Consider the following 17627-nt stretch of genomic DNA (forward strand, 5'->3'; position numbering starts at 1 on the left):
TCACAAATGTAATTAACCATGGTAAAAAAACATTTTTGTTATTTGATTTTAGCAATTATTATTACTTCTTGCTCAACAAATCCTTATAAGCATACTGAAAAAGCTTATGACCAACAGTTGAAAACTTTAGAAAATCAAATTACAAGTAAGGAAGCACAGACAATTCCGCCTATAAGTCCTTTGATTATTGATACTACTTATGCTTCGCAGCTGGGAATCATAAAAGATACTTTATCAAAAACGGGTTCAACAGCTTTATTAAATGGTATTAGTACAGAATGGATTGGTACCGTAAATTTCAATTTAAGAAAACCTAGTTTTATTATTATTCATCATACTGCTCAGGATTCTCTGCAGCAGACAATAAACACTTTTACTAAAACAAAAACTCAGGTAAGTTCACATTATATAATTTCTGAAAATGGGAAAGTTGTTCAAATGCTTAATGATTATTTAAGAGCATGGCACGCCGGAGCATCAACTTGGGGAAAAAATACCGATTTGAACTCGTCATCTATAGGAATTGAACTTGACAATAATGGTTTTAAACCTTTTACAGAAGCTCAAATAAGCAGTTTAGTAGCTTTATTGACTAAACTAAAAAAGGATTACAATATTCCGACTCAGAACATTTTAGGCCATGCCGATATTGCTCCGGGAAGAAAACAGGATCCAAGTGCTTTGTTTCCGTGGAAAACTTTAGCTGAAAAAGGTTTCGGAATCTGGCCTGATGAAGTTTTAGAAGAAGCGCCGTTTGATTTTAAAATTGAACCTGCACTTCGGATTATTGGTTACAACACAAAAAATCTTTCAGCAGCAATTCAGGCCTTTAAATTACATTATATTCAAACTGATGCCACTGCTACCTTGGACAGAAAAACAATTGATACTATTTATTCTATATACAAAAAACAACTTCAATAGTATTTCACAAAAACAAAAAACCGCATTTCTAATATATTTAGAAATGCGGTTTTTTTGTTTTTTGTAAGGTTATAAGTTATGAATTAAGAGTTATGAGTTGTTGCAAATGCTGTCTAACACACATCACTTATGCTTCTAAATTTTATATTAAACAATTTACTTAACTCCCAAAAACTCATAAACCATACATCATATTTCATCACTCACAATTGATAATCCATAATCCATAACTCACAAATCATACTAAATAAAAAAGCTGCCAAAACATTAGTATGTTTCGACAGCTCCAAAAAAAAAAAAAATATCAATCTTTATCTCTAGAAAGAGTATGTTGTAGCAAGTAAAGCGAAGAATGAACCTCCTGTTGGAGCAGCATCGCTGTCTAAAAAGATATCCTCAGATGCAGCATCGTATCTTAACTCTGGAATTATTGTAAGTTTTCCAACTTTATAGTTTAATGAAACTGTATTAGCAAATACACTAGATCCTGTTAATGTACCTAAACTTGGAGCAGCATCTTTAGCATCAAAATATTCAATTCTGTAAGCTAAAAGCAAAGAAGGACTGAATGAATAGTTAGCATATCCAACTAATGAAAACCACTCACCATCTAAAGTTGAATCAAAATCATTTTTAGTTTTAGCGTAAGTAGCATTTAATCCAAGACCAAAGCTGTCACTAATTGTTTTAGATGCAGTCAAATCAAATTGAGTTTTATTTTCATCAGATGCAGGATTGCTGCTTCCTGAAGTAAAATTCAAATAGGCACTTCCTGTATCTCCAATATACCCCACTTGTCCGATATATGTTTTTTGTGTCGAACCCGCATCCATAGCCGATTTAAAATCTGTTGGATTTGTTACACCAAACATAGCTGTGAATTTCCCTGAAGTATACTGAGCTTTAACTCCGGTATTAAAAAATGGCCCGTAAGAGAAAGCATAAGACATACTGTAGTTTTTATTATCTACGGCATCTAATACTTCATAGCCAATATGTGTACCAAAACTACCGGCAACAACTTTAAATTCGTCAGTAATCTGGTAAGTGAAAAATAATTGTTTAATTAAAAATTTAGCATTTATATCTTTATCTGTTGTTTCATTATATGAAAATTCTCCTGCTCTTTTTCCAAAGCCTAAGTCTACAAATACAGAAGCTTTCCCAAATGTATGACCTGCCTCGATCGAAGCCATTCCTAATTCAAACGAATCCTGTGAGTTGGTAAAGCTCGTTAATCCGTTCATTTGTTTAGAAAAATCATATTTATAGTAAGCATCCGCCGACCCTCCCCAAGTAGTTGCTGGTGAAGCTGGTTTTTCATCCTCTTGTGCAAAAGCAAAAGAACTGGTTAACGTGGCAGCTAAAATGTAAAATACTTTTTTCATGTGTTAATTGGTTTTTAGTTATTAATTGATTTTGGTTAGTTAATCGTTTATATATCTATTTAATAGTATAAGTCATTTTTAAAACCCTGAATCTCCCCCTAAAACCTCCTCATTTTCATTAGCGAATTTATTAACTTTTGTATGAGTAGAATAATCAGAAAGTAATTTTTTGACGTTTTAAGCGAAGAATTATGGATTACAAAAATAAAACTGGCAATAATCGTTATTTGACATTTATAGCGTTTTGTTTTTGAAAATTCAATAACTAATTTTCACGAATTTAACTCAAAAAACAAGGGCAAGCGCGCAATAAACATCATTAAAAACACCAAAAATAGTCATAAAACACATTTAATAAAGATACAGCCCTAATTTTTTAAGGGGTATATTTAAATTTAAAATATTTGAACAAAAAAAATTTCGGTCTCATAAATCAATATAAGCCTGACAAGCACATAATAAAAATTCCTACAAAAAAAACTTATTCAATTTAACCCATTGTGTTATGGAATGACAACTCCAAATGGAATAATAAAAACAAAAAAAAGCCTGCTCAGATTTGAGCAGGCTTACTTATTTCTAACCGTGTATTTTATTCCTGATTATTGTACTTTCTTAAAAACTCCCGAACTTTTATTCCTGATTCTTTTAAATCTTCATCCTTCCATTTTCCATCTGATTTTGCAGATTTTTTCAAAATAGAGCAAGTTTCATCTTTATCAGATACTGACCATGTAACCCAGCTTAGTTTTTTTGATTCCATCCAGTCAATGTATTCCTGCCATGCTTTTATATTTAACGGTCCGTCTCCAGAAGCTTCCATTCCGGCCGATTCAGACACAAATATTGGCAAACCTCTTTTTAATGCCTGATCTGTACGGTCCCTTAATTCTTTGCCATGTGTTGCTGCATAAAAGTGCATAGTATACATTATATTATTGAATCCTAAAATTGGATCTTCTGCCGGAAGATCGACATCCTGATCCCAATGCGGTGACCCTACCAATATAATATTATTAGGATCGTTTTCTCTAATGGCACTTATAACCTCTTCTGCATAGGTTTTTACTTCCCACCAGCTTTCATAATCAGGTTCATTTAATATCTCATATATTATATTAGGATATCTGGCGTATTTTTGAGACATTTCTGTAAAAAATTCTTTTGCTTCTTTTAGATTCACATTATGACTGTGCCAATCGATAATTACATATATATCAGCTTTAATAGCTCCGTTTATAACGGCTTCAATTTTTTCTTTTGAAAATTGCGGATCGTTGTTATAAGAGTAATCTCCAAGTTCAATTCCCATTGCAGCACGCACAACGTTGCAGTTAAAATCTTTTTTGAGCCAGCTTACGGCCTTTTCATTATAAAATCGCGGCCACATACTATGCCACCCAAAACTTAAACCGCGCAATACTACAGGTTCATTGTTTTTATCTACAAGCTGTGTTCCTTTAAGACTCAGCTGCCCGTGCTTTTTGACAAACTGGGCATTTAAAAATCCGCATAATAATAAAAATACAATTGTAATTAACTTTTTAAATCTGATCATACTATATAATTTTAAAGAGACAATTTCAATGTTATGCAATCATGTGAAGCTAATTCTGCTGTAAAATTCTTTTTTGTATTGCCGGAATCTTTATTGGTCCAAAGATTTTTAAGTTTGAATGTTGTTTTTTGGAAATCAGCTTCATAGCCGAAATCTACATCTTTTATTGGATTTTTCTTCCAGTCGAAATTAATTTTTTTCGCAGCTTCACTTCTGTTTAAAAAAGTAACCACCCAATTTCCATCTGACAAAGGTTTAACCCAGACTTCTAAGCCGTCTTCTGCAGCATGCTTAAAACCCTGAATCCCTAATTTATCCTGATTAATTGCAATTAATTCTTTATTGGTTAAAATTGCCAATGTTTCTTTTGACATTTTTCTGTAATCGTTTCCTGTAAATAATGGCGATGAAAGCATACACCACATTGCAAAATGCGATTTATCTTCGGTATTGTTCATTTCGTTTCCAACTTCCATCATATCAAAATCATTCCAATGATCCGGACCTGAATATTTGCGAATGTCTTTTCGCATTTCAGCAATTTTCATAAATCCCCAGGAAGACCAATTTTCCGGATGTTTGAATTCGCAGTCAAAACAAGGATAAATATCACCTGAAATTCTCCAAAGATTTCCAACAGGTTTCCCCCATTCCCACGGCTGATTATCTCCCCATTCGCAAAGACTGAAAACAATTGGTCTTCCAGCCGTTTTTAACGCATTGCTCATCGTAGTATACGCTTCAGGCGCTGTAATTCCTTTTGTATTACACCAATCGTATTTTAAAAAATCAATTCCTAGTTTAGCATAAAAACGGGCATCCTGATATTCATAACCACGGGTTCCCGGATATCCTGCACAGGTTTGCGTTCCTGCACAATTGTATAAACCAAATTTTAAACCTTTATTGTGCACATAATCAATTACCCCTTTCATTCCGTTAGGAAATTTAACAGGATCAGGAATCAGGTCTCCATTTGCATCACGTTCTTTTGTCATCCAGCCGTCGTCTAATACTATATAGTTGTATCCTGCTGCTGCCAATCCGGATGAAACCATTATGTCGGCTGTTTCTTTTACTAGTTTTTCATCAATATTGGTTCCGAAAGTATTCCACGAATTCCATCCCATTGGCGGCGTCATAGCTAAGCCTTCAAATTTTCCCCCTGTCTGCGTATGTGTATTACCCTGACTAAAACCGAAAACAGACACACATAAAGCCAATCCTAAAATTATTTTCTTCATTTTATAAAATTTAAAAACATATTATAAAAAGATATTCCCTAATCTTTCAATCAGGGAATATCTCAAACTAACTCAAAACAAGCAATTTAAATTATTTCAATACAAATCCGATATCGTCAAATAATACAGTATTACCTCCGTCATTATTTGATTCCTGGAATGTAAGCATTGTCACACTCGTTGGATCTCCTAATTTATTTAATGGAATTTCCATGTAAACCCAGGCAGCTGTAACCGGAATTACAAAATTTGGACCTCCGTTTACGCTAAAATTAACCTGCCCGTTTTTAGCTCCTTTAACAGCGATTCTGATTGCTTTATAAGGAGTCATATCAACATTGAAGCCCCAGTTTCCACCGTCCCATTGACCAAATTCCCATCTCCATGATTTTTCACCCTGATAAGAATCTCCGTCAAAATCAAAATTAACACCTTTACCAGCCCAAGGTCCTCCCCATTGCATGCCGTATAATTTATCATCGTACAATGCTGTTCCAATTGCTTCTTTAGAAACTGCTGTTCCGGAGATGTTTGTTACGGCAAGATATCTTTTATCTGCATTAGCAGGAACTTTGATGACTATTTGTTCTAATGTTGAAGAAACTACTGTAACCGGAACTTCAGGAAGTGTAGCTGTTTTAGCAAGAGTTACAACAGGATTTAAGAAATATTTCCCTTTAATAGTTACCAGATCTCCTTCGGCACAATTTATAAAGTTGAAACCAGAAAATGTTGGAGCCGGCGGCGCAACAGTAAAATCATAAACAGCTGTTCCGCTTTTTGTTACAACTTTTAATTTATTTGATGCATTGGCATAAGGTGTATTTTCATCAATCAATACAATGATATCGGTATCGGTTACAAAAGTCGGCCTGAAATAGGTATCAAAATCATTAAAATAGATTTTTGTAGTTGAAAGGAGTCCTTTACCATGAATTACATAATAGTTTTTTGGATCTCCAACGGTAACCGGAGTTAAGGGTTTCATGCTTCCATCTTCATTATATCCCGATGGAGAAACTGATTCTATAACCGGAGGACCGCTGTACGCTTCGGCACTACTATCATCACTTGAGCATGAAGTAAAAAGCATTAAAGATAACATCCATGCCATACATGCTGCTAACGAAACAATTTTTATATTTTTCATATTTTATATTTTTAAAATTATTTAAAAGTATACGGAGCTACTTCTGTTAATTTTGGATTTTTAATTAAATCATCTGCAGGATATGGCAGTAAAAGATTTGATGCAGAAATTGTAATATGTTTTTCGTTCTGCTTATCTCCTCTGTTTTGTGCTTCTAAAATTGCTTTTGCCTGAGCAAACGGAAGACGGCCTAAATCAAAATAATAATCTCCTTCGCAAGCTAACTCAGCACGTCTTTCTCTAAAAATATCATCAAAAGTAATCGACGCTTTTGGTGCTAAACCTGCTCTTTTACGAACTGCATTATAGGATTTTAAGGCATTTGCATCTGTTGTGCTTCCTGTTTGTGAACCTAAGATTGCTTCAGCATGAATTAATAATAATTCGGCATAGCGCATCATATAACTGTTCATACTGCTTTCTCCATTAAATGGTGCATTAAAAGGCCCGGTTATTGGTAAATTTTCTTTCCCGATTACATATTTCTTTAATCCTGCACCAGAATTCTGGGCTTCATTCACTAATTCAAATGTGTACCCCAAAAGTTTTGGAGAATCTACGGCCAGTGTTTGGGCATAAGTCATATTTGGATAATAATCTCCCGGAAGCATGAATGTTTCAACTCTTCTTTTATCTCCATTTTCAAAAACATTATGAATTAAATCCTGAGAAGGCGCAATTTGTCCTGAATAAGTAGTTTCTACCAATCTGTTTTCTGGTGCAAATAATGTATTTGAAAAGTTTCCTTCAAAATAAGTTCCGGCTCCAGTCCACTGCCATGAAAAAATAGACTCTTCGTTATTATTATTTTTTTGAAGCCATAAGTCAGCAAAAGATTTAGACGGAAGCTCCTCTCCTCCTAGTAATTTAAACTCTCCGCTATTGATCACTTCCTGAGCCATTGCTCTTGCCAATTCGTATTTCTTTTGATATAAATAAACTTTTGCTAAAAATGCTTTTGCAGAACCGCTTGACACGTGTGCATTGGCAGCGTAGTTTGAACCTCTGCTTTTTGATCTTAAATTAGCTATTGCAAACTTTAAGTCATTTTCTATAAAAGTATAAACGTCTGCAGTTGGATTACTTGGAATAACATAATTTTTAGAATAATCTGCATTGTTCTCAATAATTGGTACATTTCCCCAAAGTCTTACCAGGAAGAAATAAGAAAATGCTCTGATAAAATGCGCTTCTCCTAATGCATTATTTAAAGCTTCTTTACTAACAGCCGGCCCAACACTCTGAGGTAAATTGTTTATATAAGCATTTGAATTAGCAATTGCTCCAAAACAAGATCTCCATGCATCTGAAATAAAGGACTGCGAATTTGTAAAACTCAAATCAGTAAATTTTCCAAAATCATTATATTGACTTGCATACATATTTCCGGAAATAACATCTGTAATTCCGTAAAATGCAGATTTGTTCATATTAAACCATACAATTCCGTACAATCCGTTAGAAGCATTATCAAGCTTTTCGTCTGAATCGTAATAATTACCAATTGTAGGAGTTCCTTCTGCCGGCACATCAATAAAGTCCTGCGAACAAGATGATGACATCAGCATTAAAATTGTCAAAGCAAAAACGCTGCTTCTTTTTACTATATTTTTCATAATTATGTCGTATTAAAATTCAACGTTAAAACCAAAAGTTATTTGTCTCGGAACCGGGTAGCGGCCATTGTCTACGCCAGAAAGCAAAGCATCTTGGTTATATGAACCTACTTCAGGATCGTATCCTTTATATTTTGTAAAAGTGAATAAATTTTGTCCAGAGGCATACAGTCTTAATCTTGATAATTTTATTTTGGAAATCATATCTAAAGGAAGAGAATATCCTAATGTTACGTTTTGAATTCTTAAGTAAGATCCATCTTCGATATGACGTGTTGAAATTGCATTATTAATATTGTCATAAGTTGAAGGTCTTGGCAAAGAAGCATCTGTGTTCGCTGCAGAATAAAAATCTGCCGCTTCAGTTAAATAGTTTGTTCCCATATAACTGTTCATTGTACCAGATAAACGCGTTAAGTTCATTAACTTATTTCCTGATGTTCCCTGAAGGAAAATAGACAAATCGACATTTTTATATTTGAAATTGTTGGTGAATCCGTAAGTGAATTTTGGATTTGGATTTCCAATAGGAACCAAGTCATTTAAATCGATAACACCATCATTGTTCTGATCTTTATAAATTACATCTCCTTTTTGGAAATCTGGTTTTAAAGAGTTTGTTCCGTCTTTTAAAGGCACCTGAGTTCCTCCGGCACTATGTCCGTAAGTCAGTAAATCCTGATCTGTTCTGTAAATCCCTACAGCTTCGTAACCTATAAACGAACCAATTGGAAGTCCTTCCTGAGTTCTTGAAACTGTTACTGTATTATAAGCCAGTGTGTTCATTGTTTTCACAATATTTAAACCAGCCATATCCGTAACTTTATTTACATATTTTGTAAAGTTTAAATTAGAGTTCCATGAAAAATTGTCTGAGAATTTCTCCGTATAACCCAATGTAATCTCAATACCTTTATTCTGCATACTTCCAAGATTAAAGTATGGAGGATTTACACCACCTTCATAATCTCCTCCGCCTGAAAGATAATTAGGAAGCGGCACCTGGTATAAGAAGTTTTTAGATACTTTTTTGTACACATCTACAGTAGCTGTAAGTTTAGAATCAAACATTGTAAAATCTAATCCTAAGTTGGTCTGCTCCTGAGTTTCCCACTTTAAATCTTTATTTGGTGTATTGGATGGAAGATAAGAAGTTCCCATTGTGCTGTTAACCAGGTGAAGATTAGAATCGTATAAATTATTACCAATTTGGTTGTTACCGGTTTGTCCCCATCCTGCTCTAAGTTTAATGTTGTCTACATATTTCTTAGTACTTTCCATGAAAGATTCATTTGAAATTTTCCATGAACCGCTCACAGAACTAAAAACACCCCATTTATTTCCAACAAAGAATTTTGAAGATCCATCTGTTCTGACTGCACCTGTTAAACTATATCTGTCACCATAATCATACACTACCCTTCCTAAATAAGAAGATAAAGTCTGCGTTCCTGAATAAACACCGTTTGTAACCGCTTTAGACAAATCTGAAGCCGAAAGTGATTTATCATTATTATCCTTATAACCATAACCTGTTATAGAATAACCTTCCCAGTGTGCTCTGTTTGACTCTTGTACTGCCAGAACTGTAAAATTGTGTTTACCAATAGTATTTTTATAAGTAAGCATGTTTTTTAAGTTCCAGGAATTTCCGGTTGATGGATTATAATATAAGTTAGCATAGCTTTTTACAGCATTTCCTAAAGAATACATTGGATCAAAACGCTGTCCCAAATTATCGTAAATGTATCCACCAGCTTCAAATCGGTAATCCAAACCTTTGAATAAATCTACCTGAGTATAAAAGTTTCCGGAATAGTTTTTTCTAACTAATTTATTTGAACCTAATAAAGAAACTGCCACAGGGTTAACAAATGAAGTGTTTCCACCACTTGGAGGTCCGGCAAATGCACCAGATAATTCTCTAACCGCCACATCTGGTGTTGCTAATAATGAAGTAGCAACAACTCCGTTAAACTGTCCGTTTAAAGTTAATTTCTCATCGGTAACTGCACCGCTGATGTTTACTCCTACTCTAATGAAGCTGTTTACTTTAGCATCAATATTAGTTCTGAAATTATATCTTTTGAATCCAGATTCGATTACAATACCATCCTGTTTCAAAACTCCTCCGGAGATATAGTAATTAATTCCTTCTTTACCTCCTGAAAAAGACAATTGGTTAGAAGACATAAATCCTGTTTGGTAAATAGCATCCTGCCAGTCTGTTCCTTTTCCTAAAAGTTCAGGATGCGCAAATTCTGGACGGCGCGCTGTAGGATCATAAACATCTGCCAAAGCATTTTGGTGAACTGCATATTCCTGTAAATTCATAGAATGGAGTCTTTTAGGAAGATTACTTACTGAATAAGAGTTTTCAAAAGATAACTTTCCAGTTCCTTTCTTACCAGATTTTGTAGTTACAATTACAACTCCGTTTGCACCACGAGAACCATAAATCGCGGTTGCAGAAGCATCTTTTAAAATATCGATCGATTCAATGTCACTTGGATTAATAAGCGCTAAAGGACTCTGAGTGATGTTTCCGTTATTAGAAAAGTTAGAATTTCCCTGAGCATTTCTTCCTGAAGTTGATGAATTTCTGGCATCACCTGAAATCGGCACACCATCAATTACATATAAAGGTTCGTTTGTTCCTGTTAAAGAAGAAACCCCTCTAATTTTTACCGAAACGTTACTTCCCGGTTCACCCGAGTTACTGTTTACAACAACCCCAGCTGCTTTACCCTGCATCATTTGGTCAAATGAAGCAACTTTAAGGTTTTCAATATCTTTTGAGCTAATACTTGAAATAGCACTGTTTACATCTTTTCTCTTTTGAGTACCATAACCAATTACAACTACGTCTTTTAAGTCTTCAGCACTCGATTTTAAAATTACATTTATCGTTTTTCTTCCATCAACAGCAATCTTTTGCGTATTAAATCCAATAAATGAATATACTAAAGTCCCATTTGAAGGAACATCAATAGAATATTTTCCATCAAAATCGGTTGAAGTAGTTGTTTTAGAACCTGCGATGGAGATATTCGCACCGGGAATAGATAATCCTTTTTCATCAGATACCGTTCCCGAAACTTTTACCTGAGCAGCGGCAAAATTACTCAGTAACAAAAATAATATCAAAGGAATTGCTCTGTGGTTAGCATTCCAATGAATAAAATTGGTCAGTAGTTTTTTCATAATAAGTGTTTGGTTAGTTTAAATTTGTCTTCTTTATAATTCAGCAATAAAGGGTAACTTTTACTTCGAAATTATTTAACAAATCTATAACAGAAGAGATTATCAAATCGATAGTATTCCATCATTTAATGATAATATTTTTACTTTATCTCCTTAAAAAAACACATATCAAAATAAAAGCAAAGAAAAATTATATTATTCGCAATGACAGAACCCTTAACCACCATAAACTATAAAGAAAAGTTAACGAAATTGCAAAAATCAAACGTTTTCGTTAAAAATAATATTTATTCGTGCAAAAAAAGTATCACTACAAAATACGTTTTAATCCAGAAAAATCCTCACGATATTGACTAGGAGTACAGTTTTTAATAGCTTTAAAGCTACGATTGAAGTTCGCAATATTATTAAAGCCGGATTTAAAAGCTACTTCAGAAACACTCATGTCTTTTTCAACAAGCCATCTTGCGGCATATCCAATTCGGATATCATTAATATAATTGACAAAAGTTTTTCCGGTGCGTTTTTTTATAAAACGATTAAAAGAAATTATAGACATATTGGCCACATTGGCGACATCTTCTAAAGTAATTTTATCTGCAAAATGTTTTTGTACATATTCATATACTAATTTCATTTTATCATAGTCGTCAAATTTATCGTAGTCAACTGTATAGGTAGAAAGTAATCGCTGATTTCTCGAATTGGCAAGATCATATAATAAGGATGTAATTTCCAAAAAATAATCCATACCGTCTAGTTTAGAAAGCCTTACCAATCTTGGCGTTAATTCTTCGGCCACTTTTTTTGAAAATAAAATCCCGTGAATCGAGCGGTTAAACATATCCCGAATCGGATTCATGATACGTCTTGCAAGCAAAGATTCATGAAATAAATCATTATGAAACTGGATGGTAATTTCGTGTATTTTTTTATTCGTGCATTTATTAAGTTCCCATCCGTGATATAAATTTGGTCCAATCAAAACCAATTCAACATTATCAATTTCTTCAATATTATCACCCACAACGCGCCTTACTCCTTTTCCATTTAAAATAAAATTAATCTCAAATTCAGGATGATAATGAACCGGAAAATCAAAACTATCTTTAACTCTGTCAAAGACTAAAAAACTATCTCCGGCTGACAAGGGAGCGATTTCTCTATAAAAATTTTTCGTGGTACTCATATCTTAAAACTGTTTTTAGCTGATATCAATTGATTTTTTCCTGCAATAATATGATATATAATTGATAAAATAATATTAATTACGCTATAAACATAAATTTATCTTTGAAAAATAGAATTATCAACTTTACAAAATCAGTATTAATAATAAACATTAATCATTTTTAATACTCAATCTTTTTATAGTTTTAATAATTTTATCAGGAAAACAATACCGAATTCCAATTAGACAAAACGAGCTTCAGCGGCAAATTGACGATTTAAATTAAAAAGTTAAGAATGTACTGAAAAACAATATTTTTAAAAATGAAAAAATACTTTTTTAAACTTTTATCTGCAGCATTATTAGGATCTTCCTGTTCTGCACAACATAATAATAGTAATACGAATTTGTCACTTTCAGATAAAAAAGCAACATCTGAAACCGTTTTGCTGTACAAAAAACTAAATCATCTTACGGAGAAAGGATATCTTTTTGGACATCAGGACGACATGGCTTATGGCGTAAACTGGAAATATGAAAATGGAAGAAGTGACGTTAAAGATGTTGTGGGAGATTATCCTGCAGTTTACGGCTGGGATATTGCAGGTCTTGAAAAAGATAATGTCAATAATATAGACGGCGTTCCGTTCGAAAAAATGAAACAATATATTACTGATGCCAATGAAAGAGGCGGAATCTCAACCATCAGCTGGCATTTTGACAATCCTGCAACGGGAGGAAGTGCCTGGGATAACAAACCAAATTCGCTAAAAACAATTTTGCCCGGTGGAGAAAATCATCAAAAATTTACTTCATGGCTGGACAAAGCTGCTGCTTTCTTTCTATCCTTAAAAGATAAAAAAGGTAAAAACATTCCTATTTTATTCAGGCCTTATCATGAACTTTCCGGCGGATGGTTTTGGTGGGGCAAAGGAAACTGCACGCCGGAAGAATTCAAAACAGCATGGAAATTTACTTTTGAATACCTTCAGAAAAAAGGCGTTCATAATTTAATTTACATTTACAACACAGGCAGTTTCAATTCAAAAGAAGACTTTTTAATCAATTATCCCGGAGATAATTATGCCGACATTTTAAGCTTTGATTCGTATCAAAATAACAATGACAAAGAAGGTACAAAATTTATTGAAGAAGTTCAAAATCAGTTAAAAATCCTAAACGAAACAGGTCTTGAAAAACATAAATTAATTGCCGTTGCCGAAGCAGGTTACGAAGCCGTTCCTGACCCAAAATGGTGGACCGGAACTTTCTCTAAAGCAATTGGCGATTATAAAATATCCTATGTTTTATTGTGGAGAAATCACGGCTGGCAGGAAAAAGAACAAAAAATGCATTATTATGCGCCGTTTAAAGGCCAAACGAGCGAAAAAGATTTTATCGAATATTATAATATGAAAAACACACTGTTCGAAAAAGATATAAAAAAATAAATCCGCTTAATCTGCGTGATCAGCGTGCAAAAAAAATCAGCACATAGAAACACGCATAACGCATTAAAATAATTTACCCCAAAAACAAACTTTACAACCTTTAAAAAATAACCAATGCACGACAAAATTAGTTTAAAAGAAAAAATCGGTTACGGACTTGGCGACGCAGCTTCATCTATGTTCTGGAAAATCTTTAGTATGTATCTTTTGTTTTTCTATACCGATGTTTTCGGATTGGCACCTGCTGTTGTAGGAACCATGTTCCTGATTACCAGAATCTGGGATTCCTGCTTTGATCCAATTGTTGGAATCATCGCAGACAGGACAAAAACTAAATGGGGAAAATTCAGGCCTTATTTATTATGGGTTGCCATTCCTTTTGCTGTAATTGGGGTTTTAACTTTTTACACACCGGATTTTGACGAAAAGGGAAAAATAATTTATGCTTACGTAACTTATTCCTTAATGATGATGATTTATTCGTTAATCAATGTTCCGTACGCTTCACTTTTAGGTGTAATGTCGTCCGACAGAAAAGACAGGAATACTTTATCATCCTACAGAATGGTTTTTGCATTTGGCGGAAGTCTTTTGGCCCTTTGGCTGATTGAACCGCTTGTCAATTATTTTGGAGGAAACCTAAATTCTAAAACTGGCTGGCTGGCTGCAATAATTATTTTCGGAATTATAACAACCGTGTTTTTCTGGGCTTGCTTTTTCTTTACCAAAGAAAGGGTAAAACCTATTGAAAATGAACAATCAAACTTAAAAGAAGACTTAAAAGATCTTCTAAAAAATAAACCGTGGTGGATTTTATTAGGAGCCGGAATCGGAACTTTGGTTTTCAATTCTATCAGAGACGGTGCAGCGGTTTATTATTTCAAATATTATGTAAGCAGTACTGTAAACTTTGATTTTTCTCTTTTTGGAACCGATTTTCATATGACACCAACATCCATTTATTTGGTTTTGGGGCAGGCAGCAAATATTATCGGAGTGATTATTGCAACTCCAATTGCCAACAAAATTGGCAAAAAGAAAACCTTTTTTGGTGCAATGGCGATCGCTTCAATTCTGAGTTTAATTTTCTATTTCTTCGGAAAAGAAGATGTTTTCCTAATTATGGGCTTTCAGGTTTTAATCAGCATTTGTGCAGGCTGCATTTTTCCTTTAATCTGGTCAATGTATGCAGACAGCGCCGATTATTCGGAATGGAAACAAGGCCGAAGAGCAACCGGATTAGTTTTCTCTGCATCTTCCATGTCACAAAAATTCGGCTGGACCATTGGCGGCGCCGGAACCGGATGGCTTTTGGCATTTTACGGTTTTCAGGCCAATGTCGAGCAGACTGCCGTAACCCAAAACGGGATTCAATTAATGCTAAGTATACTTCCTGCAATCGCAGCAGCAATATCAGTCGCTTTTATATTATTCTATCCTTTGTCCGAAGAAAAACTGCAGACGATAGAACAAGATTTAAACGAAAAAAGAGACCAAAACAATTAAATACAAATCAGATACCGAAATCAAAAATATGACAACAATAACCTCTTCGACTACTTTTCAGGATCGAAAAGCAGCATTAGAAAAAGAACATAAAGCGTTAATCGAACAAAAAAACACACCGGAAGAAAATGCCGGAAACGGGATTTATAAACGTTATAAAAATCCTGTTGTTACCGCATCTCACGTTCCGTTGAACTGGCGTTTTGATTTAAACGAAAAAACAAATCCGTTTTTACTGGAACGAATTGGTGTAAATGCGGCTTTTAACGCAGGTGCAATGAAATGGAACGGAAAATATCTTCTTGCAGTTCGTGTAGAAGGAATTGACAGAAAGTCATTTTTTGCTATTGCCGAAAGTCCAAATGGGTTAGATAATTTTAAATTTTGGGAAAAACCCTGCGTGATTCCGCAAACAGAAGAACCGGATACCAATGTGTATGATATGCGCTTAGTAAATCATGAAGACGGGTGGGTTTACGGCATTTTTTGTACCGAACGAAAAGATCCTAAAGCCCCAAAAGGCGATACAAGTTCGGCTGTAGCCAATGCTGGAATCGTACGTTCAAAAGATTTAATAAACTGGGAAAGACTTCCTGATTTAATTTCGAATACCGGACAACAGCGAAATGTTGTACTGCATCCGGAATTTGTAAATGGAAAATATGCATTATATACGCGTCCGCAAGATGGTTTTATTGACGTTGGAAACGGAGGCGGAATTGGCTTAGGATATGTTGATGATATGACAAATCCTGTTGTAAAAGATGAGAAAATCATTTTCGGAAAACAATATCATACTATTTATGAATTAAAAAACGGATTGGGCCCTGCTCCTATTAAAACAGAAAAAGGCTGGCTGCATCTCGCACACGGTGTCCGCAATACCGCTGCAGGATTACGATATACGCTGTATATGTTCATGACCGATTTAAACGATATTTCAAAAGTAACACACGTTCCGGCAGGACATTTTATGGGTCCGGAAGGAATTGAAAGAGTTGGCGACGTATCGAACGTATTATTCTCCAACGGATGGATTGAAGATACTGACGGAACAATATATGTATATTATGCTTCTTCAGACACCAGGATGCATGTAGCCGTTTCATCTGTAGAAAAACTTGTTGATTATGTTACCAATACTCCGGCTGATACTTTTATTTCGGCAGGTTCCGTAGAAACTATTATCAATCAAATTGAAAAAAATAACGCAATTTAATCATCGTGCCAGTACAATTAAAGCAGCTTAAATCTGAATTAAAAACAGAACTCGATTCTATTTTAAATTATTGGGCAAAGCATACACTCGATGATCAAAATGGAGGTTTTATTGGTCAGATTGATTGTAACGAGCATGTTATTGCCGATGCCGAAAAAGGTTCTGTATTAAATTCCAGAATTCTTTGGACATTTTCATCAGGTTATCAAATCACAAAAAATGAAAATCATAAAATAATTGCTCAAAGAGCTTTTGAATATCTTTCAAAATATTTTTATGACGCTGAATGTGGAGGTTTATTTTGGAGTATTAATGCTGATAAAACACCAAAAGACACTAAAAATCAAATCTATGCTTTAGCTTTTGCCATTTATGGCTTAACCGAATATTATGCATTTTCAAAAGAGGAAAAAGCTTTAGAAACTGCCAAAAATTTGTATTTCAAAATTCAGGAACACAGTTACGATCCTGTAAACAAAGGTTATCTCGAAGCGTTTACACGAGATTGGCAGCCAATTGAAGATTTACGTTTAAGTGACAAAGATGCAAATGAGAAAAAGACAATGAACACGCATTTGCATATTATTGAAGCCTATGCAAATTTATTTAAAGTCTGGAAAGATGAAACGCTTAGAAAAAACAGCATCGAGTTATTAGAAACGATCGAAAAACATTTTATCAATACTAAAACCGGACACCTTCGTTTATTTTTTGATGAAAACTGGATCGAAAAACCAGATGTGATTTCATACGGTCACGACATCGAAGCAGCCTGGCTTTTATTGCAGTGTGCCGAAGTTTTAGAAGATGGAAATTTAATTGCCAGCTATAAAAAACACGCTATTCAGATTGCCGAAGTAACAAAAGAAGGTTTAGATTCTGATGGCGGCTTATGGTACGAATTTGACCCTGAAAAAAATGAATTAATTGCCGAAAAACACTGGTGGGTTCAGGCAGAAGCCTTAATTGGTTTTTACAACGCTTATCAGCTGACAGGAAATGAAGACTATCTGGAAATCGTTTTTAAAAACTGGGCATTTATACAAAAGCATATTCTTGATCTTAAAAACGGAGAATGGTTTTGGGGAGTTTACCGGGATTATTCTCGTATTGAAAAAGACAAAGCGGGATTTTGGAAATGCCCTTATCATAACAGCCGCGCCTGTTTAGAACTTATTAACCGCATTAAAACCTAA

Annotated in this window: 12 protein-coding genes; 5 read left to right on the top strand and 7 right to left on the bottom strand. The window is 34.3% G+C overall.

Features of this window, described 5'->3' with window-relative positions; genetic code table 11:
• Positions 1-18: 18 nt before the first annotated feature.
• Positions 19-924 (top strand): N-acetylmuramoyl-L-alanine amidase, encoded by a 906-nt coding sequence (locus ASE21_RS02705; RefSeq protein ID WP_057121021.1) that lies wholly within the window; start codon positions 19-21, stop codon positions 922-924.
• A 317-nt stretch (positions 925-1241) separates the two neighbouring features.
• Here ASE21_RS02705 and ASE21_RS02710 read toward each other — a convergent pair whose 3' ends face one another.
• From ASE21_RS02710 to ASE21_RS02740, 7 genes are all read right to left on the bottom strand, one after another.
• A complete protein-coding gene (locus ASE21_RS02710) occupies positions 1242-2312 on the bottom strand; it encodes an outer membrane beta-barrel protein (protein WP_057121022.1) in 1071 nt (356 codons plus the stop codon).
• 592 nt (positions 2313-2904) lie between these two features.
• A complete protein-coding gene (locus ASE21_RS02715) occupies positions 2905-3870 on the bottom strand; it encodes a glycoside hydrolase family 5 protein (RefSeq protein ID WP_057121162.1) in 966 nt (321 codons plus the stop codon).
• A gap of 11 nt (positions 3871-3881) precedes the next feature.
• Entirely contained in the window at positions 3882-5114 is a 1233-nt protein-coding gene (locus ASE21_RS02720) for a glycoside hydrolase family 27 protein (protein WP_057121023.1), read from the bottom strand.
• Positions 5115-5205: 91 nt separating this feature from the next.
• Positions 5206-6264: a hypothetical protein gene (locus ASE21_RS02725; RefSeq protein ID WP_057121024.1), complete on the bottom strand. Its 1059-nt coding sequence runs from the start codon at positions 6262-6264 to the stop codon at positions 5206-5208.
• Between the two features lie 17 nt (positions 6265-6281).
• Positions 6282-7880 carry a RagB/SusD family nutrient uptake outer membrane protein gene (locus tag ASE21_RS02730; protein WP_057121025.1) on the bottom strand — a complete coding sequence of 533 codons (1599 nt, stop codon included), beginning with the start codon at positions 7878-7880 and terminating at the stop codon, positions 6282-6284.
• Between the two features lie 12 nt (positions 7881-7892).
• The gene (locus tag ASE21_RS02735) at positions 7893-11084 is read right to left on the bottom strand and encodes a SusC/RagA family TonB-linked outer membrane protein (RefSeq protein WP_057121026.1); all 3192 of its coding nucleotides are present in this window, start codon (positions 11082-11084) and stop codon (positions 7893-7895) included.
• A 310-nt stretch (positions 11085-11394) separates the two neighbouring features.
• A complete protein-coding gene (locus ASE21_RS02740; protein WP_057121027.1) occupies positions 11395-12273 on the bottom strand; it encodes a helix-turn-helix domain-containing protein in 879 nt (292 codons plus the stop codon).
• Between the two features lie 305 nt (positions 12274-12578).
• On the opposite strand from ASE21_RS02740, the gene ASE21_RS02745 reads away from it, so the two are divergent.
• The 4 genes from ASE21_RS02745 to ASE21_RS02760 all read left to right on the top strand — a co-directional run bounded on the left by ASE21_RS02745 (position 12579) and on the right by ASE21_RS02760 (position 17627).
• On the top strand, positions 12579-13706 hold the full coding sequence (locus tag ASE21_RS02745; RefSeq protein ID WP_057121028.1) for a glycoside hydrolase family 26 protein: 1128 nt from the start codon (positions 12579-12581) through the stop codon (positions 13704-13706).
• 114 nt (positions 13707-13820) lie between these two features.
• Complete coding sequence (locus tag ASE21_RS02750) at positions 13821-15212, top strand: MFS transporter (RefSeq protein ID WP_057121029.1); 1392 nt, start codon at positions 13821-13823, stop codon at positions 15210-15212.
• Between the two features lie 28 nt (positions 15213-15240).
• Positions 15241-16431 (top strand): glycosidase, encoded by a 1191-nt coding sequence (locus tag ASE21_RS02755; RefSeq protein ID WP_057121030.1) that lies wholly within the window; start codon positions 15241-15243, stop codon positions 16429-16431.
• A gap of 5 nt (positions 16432-16436) precedes the next feature.
• Entirely contained in the window at positions 16437-17627 is a 1191-nt protein-coding gene (locus ASE21_RS02760) for an AGE family epimerase/isomerase (protein ID WP_057121031.1), read from the top strand.

It is taken from the genome of Flavobacterium sp. Root901 (assembly GCF_001429765.1).
Taxonomy (GTDB): Bacteria; Bacteroidota; Bacteroidia; order Flavobacteriales; family Flavobacteriaceae; genus Flavobacterium.

Excerpts from the sequence above, each read along its gene's own strand:
- ASE21_RS02705 (WP_057121021.1), top strand. The coding sequence starts at position 19 with ATGGTAAAAAAACATTTTTGTTATTTGATTTTAGCAATTATTATTACT.
- ASE21_RS02710 (WP_057121022.1), bottom strand. The coding sequence starts at position 2,312 with ATGAAAAAAGTATTTTACATTTTAGCTGCCACGTTAACCAGTTCTTTT.
- ASE21_RS02715 (WP_057121162.1), bottom strand. The coding sequence starts at position 3,870 with ATGATCAGATTTAAAAAGTTAATTACAATTGTATTTTTATTATTATGC.
- ASE21_RS02720 (WP_057121023.1), bottom strand. The coding sequence starts at position 5,114 with ATGAAGAAAATAATTTTAGGATTGGCTTTATGTGTGTCTGTTTTCGGT.
- ASE21_RS02725 (WP_057121024.1), bottom strand. The coding sequence starts at position 6,264 with ATGAAAAATATAAAAATTGTTTCGTTAGCAGCATGTATGGCATGGATG.
- ASE21_RS02730 (WP_057121025.1), bottom strand. The coding sequence starts at position 7,880 with ATGAAAAATATAGTAAAAAGAAGCAGCGTTTTTGCTTTGACAATTTTA.
- ASE21_RS02735 (WP_057121026.1), bottom strand. The coding sequence starts at position 11,084 with ATGAAAAAACTACTGACCAATTTTATTCATTGGAATGCTAACCACAGA.
- ASE21_RS02740 (WP_057121027.1), bottom strand. The coding sequence starts at position 12,273 with ATGAGTACCACGAAAAATTTTTATAGAGAAATCGCTCCCTTGTCAGCC.
- ASE21_RS02745 (WP_057121028.1), top strand. The coding sequence starts at position 12,579 with ATGAAAAAATACTTTTTTAAACTTTTATCTGCAGCATTATTAGGATCT.
- ASE21_RS02750 (WP_057121029.1), top strand. The coding sequence starts at position 13,821 with ATGCACGACAAAATTAGTTTAAAAGAAAAAATCGGTTACGGACTTGGC.
- ASE21_RS02755 (WP_057121030.1), top strand. The coding sequence starts at position 15,241 with ATGACAACAATAACCTCTTCGACTACTTTTCAGGATCGAAAAGCAGCA.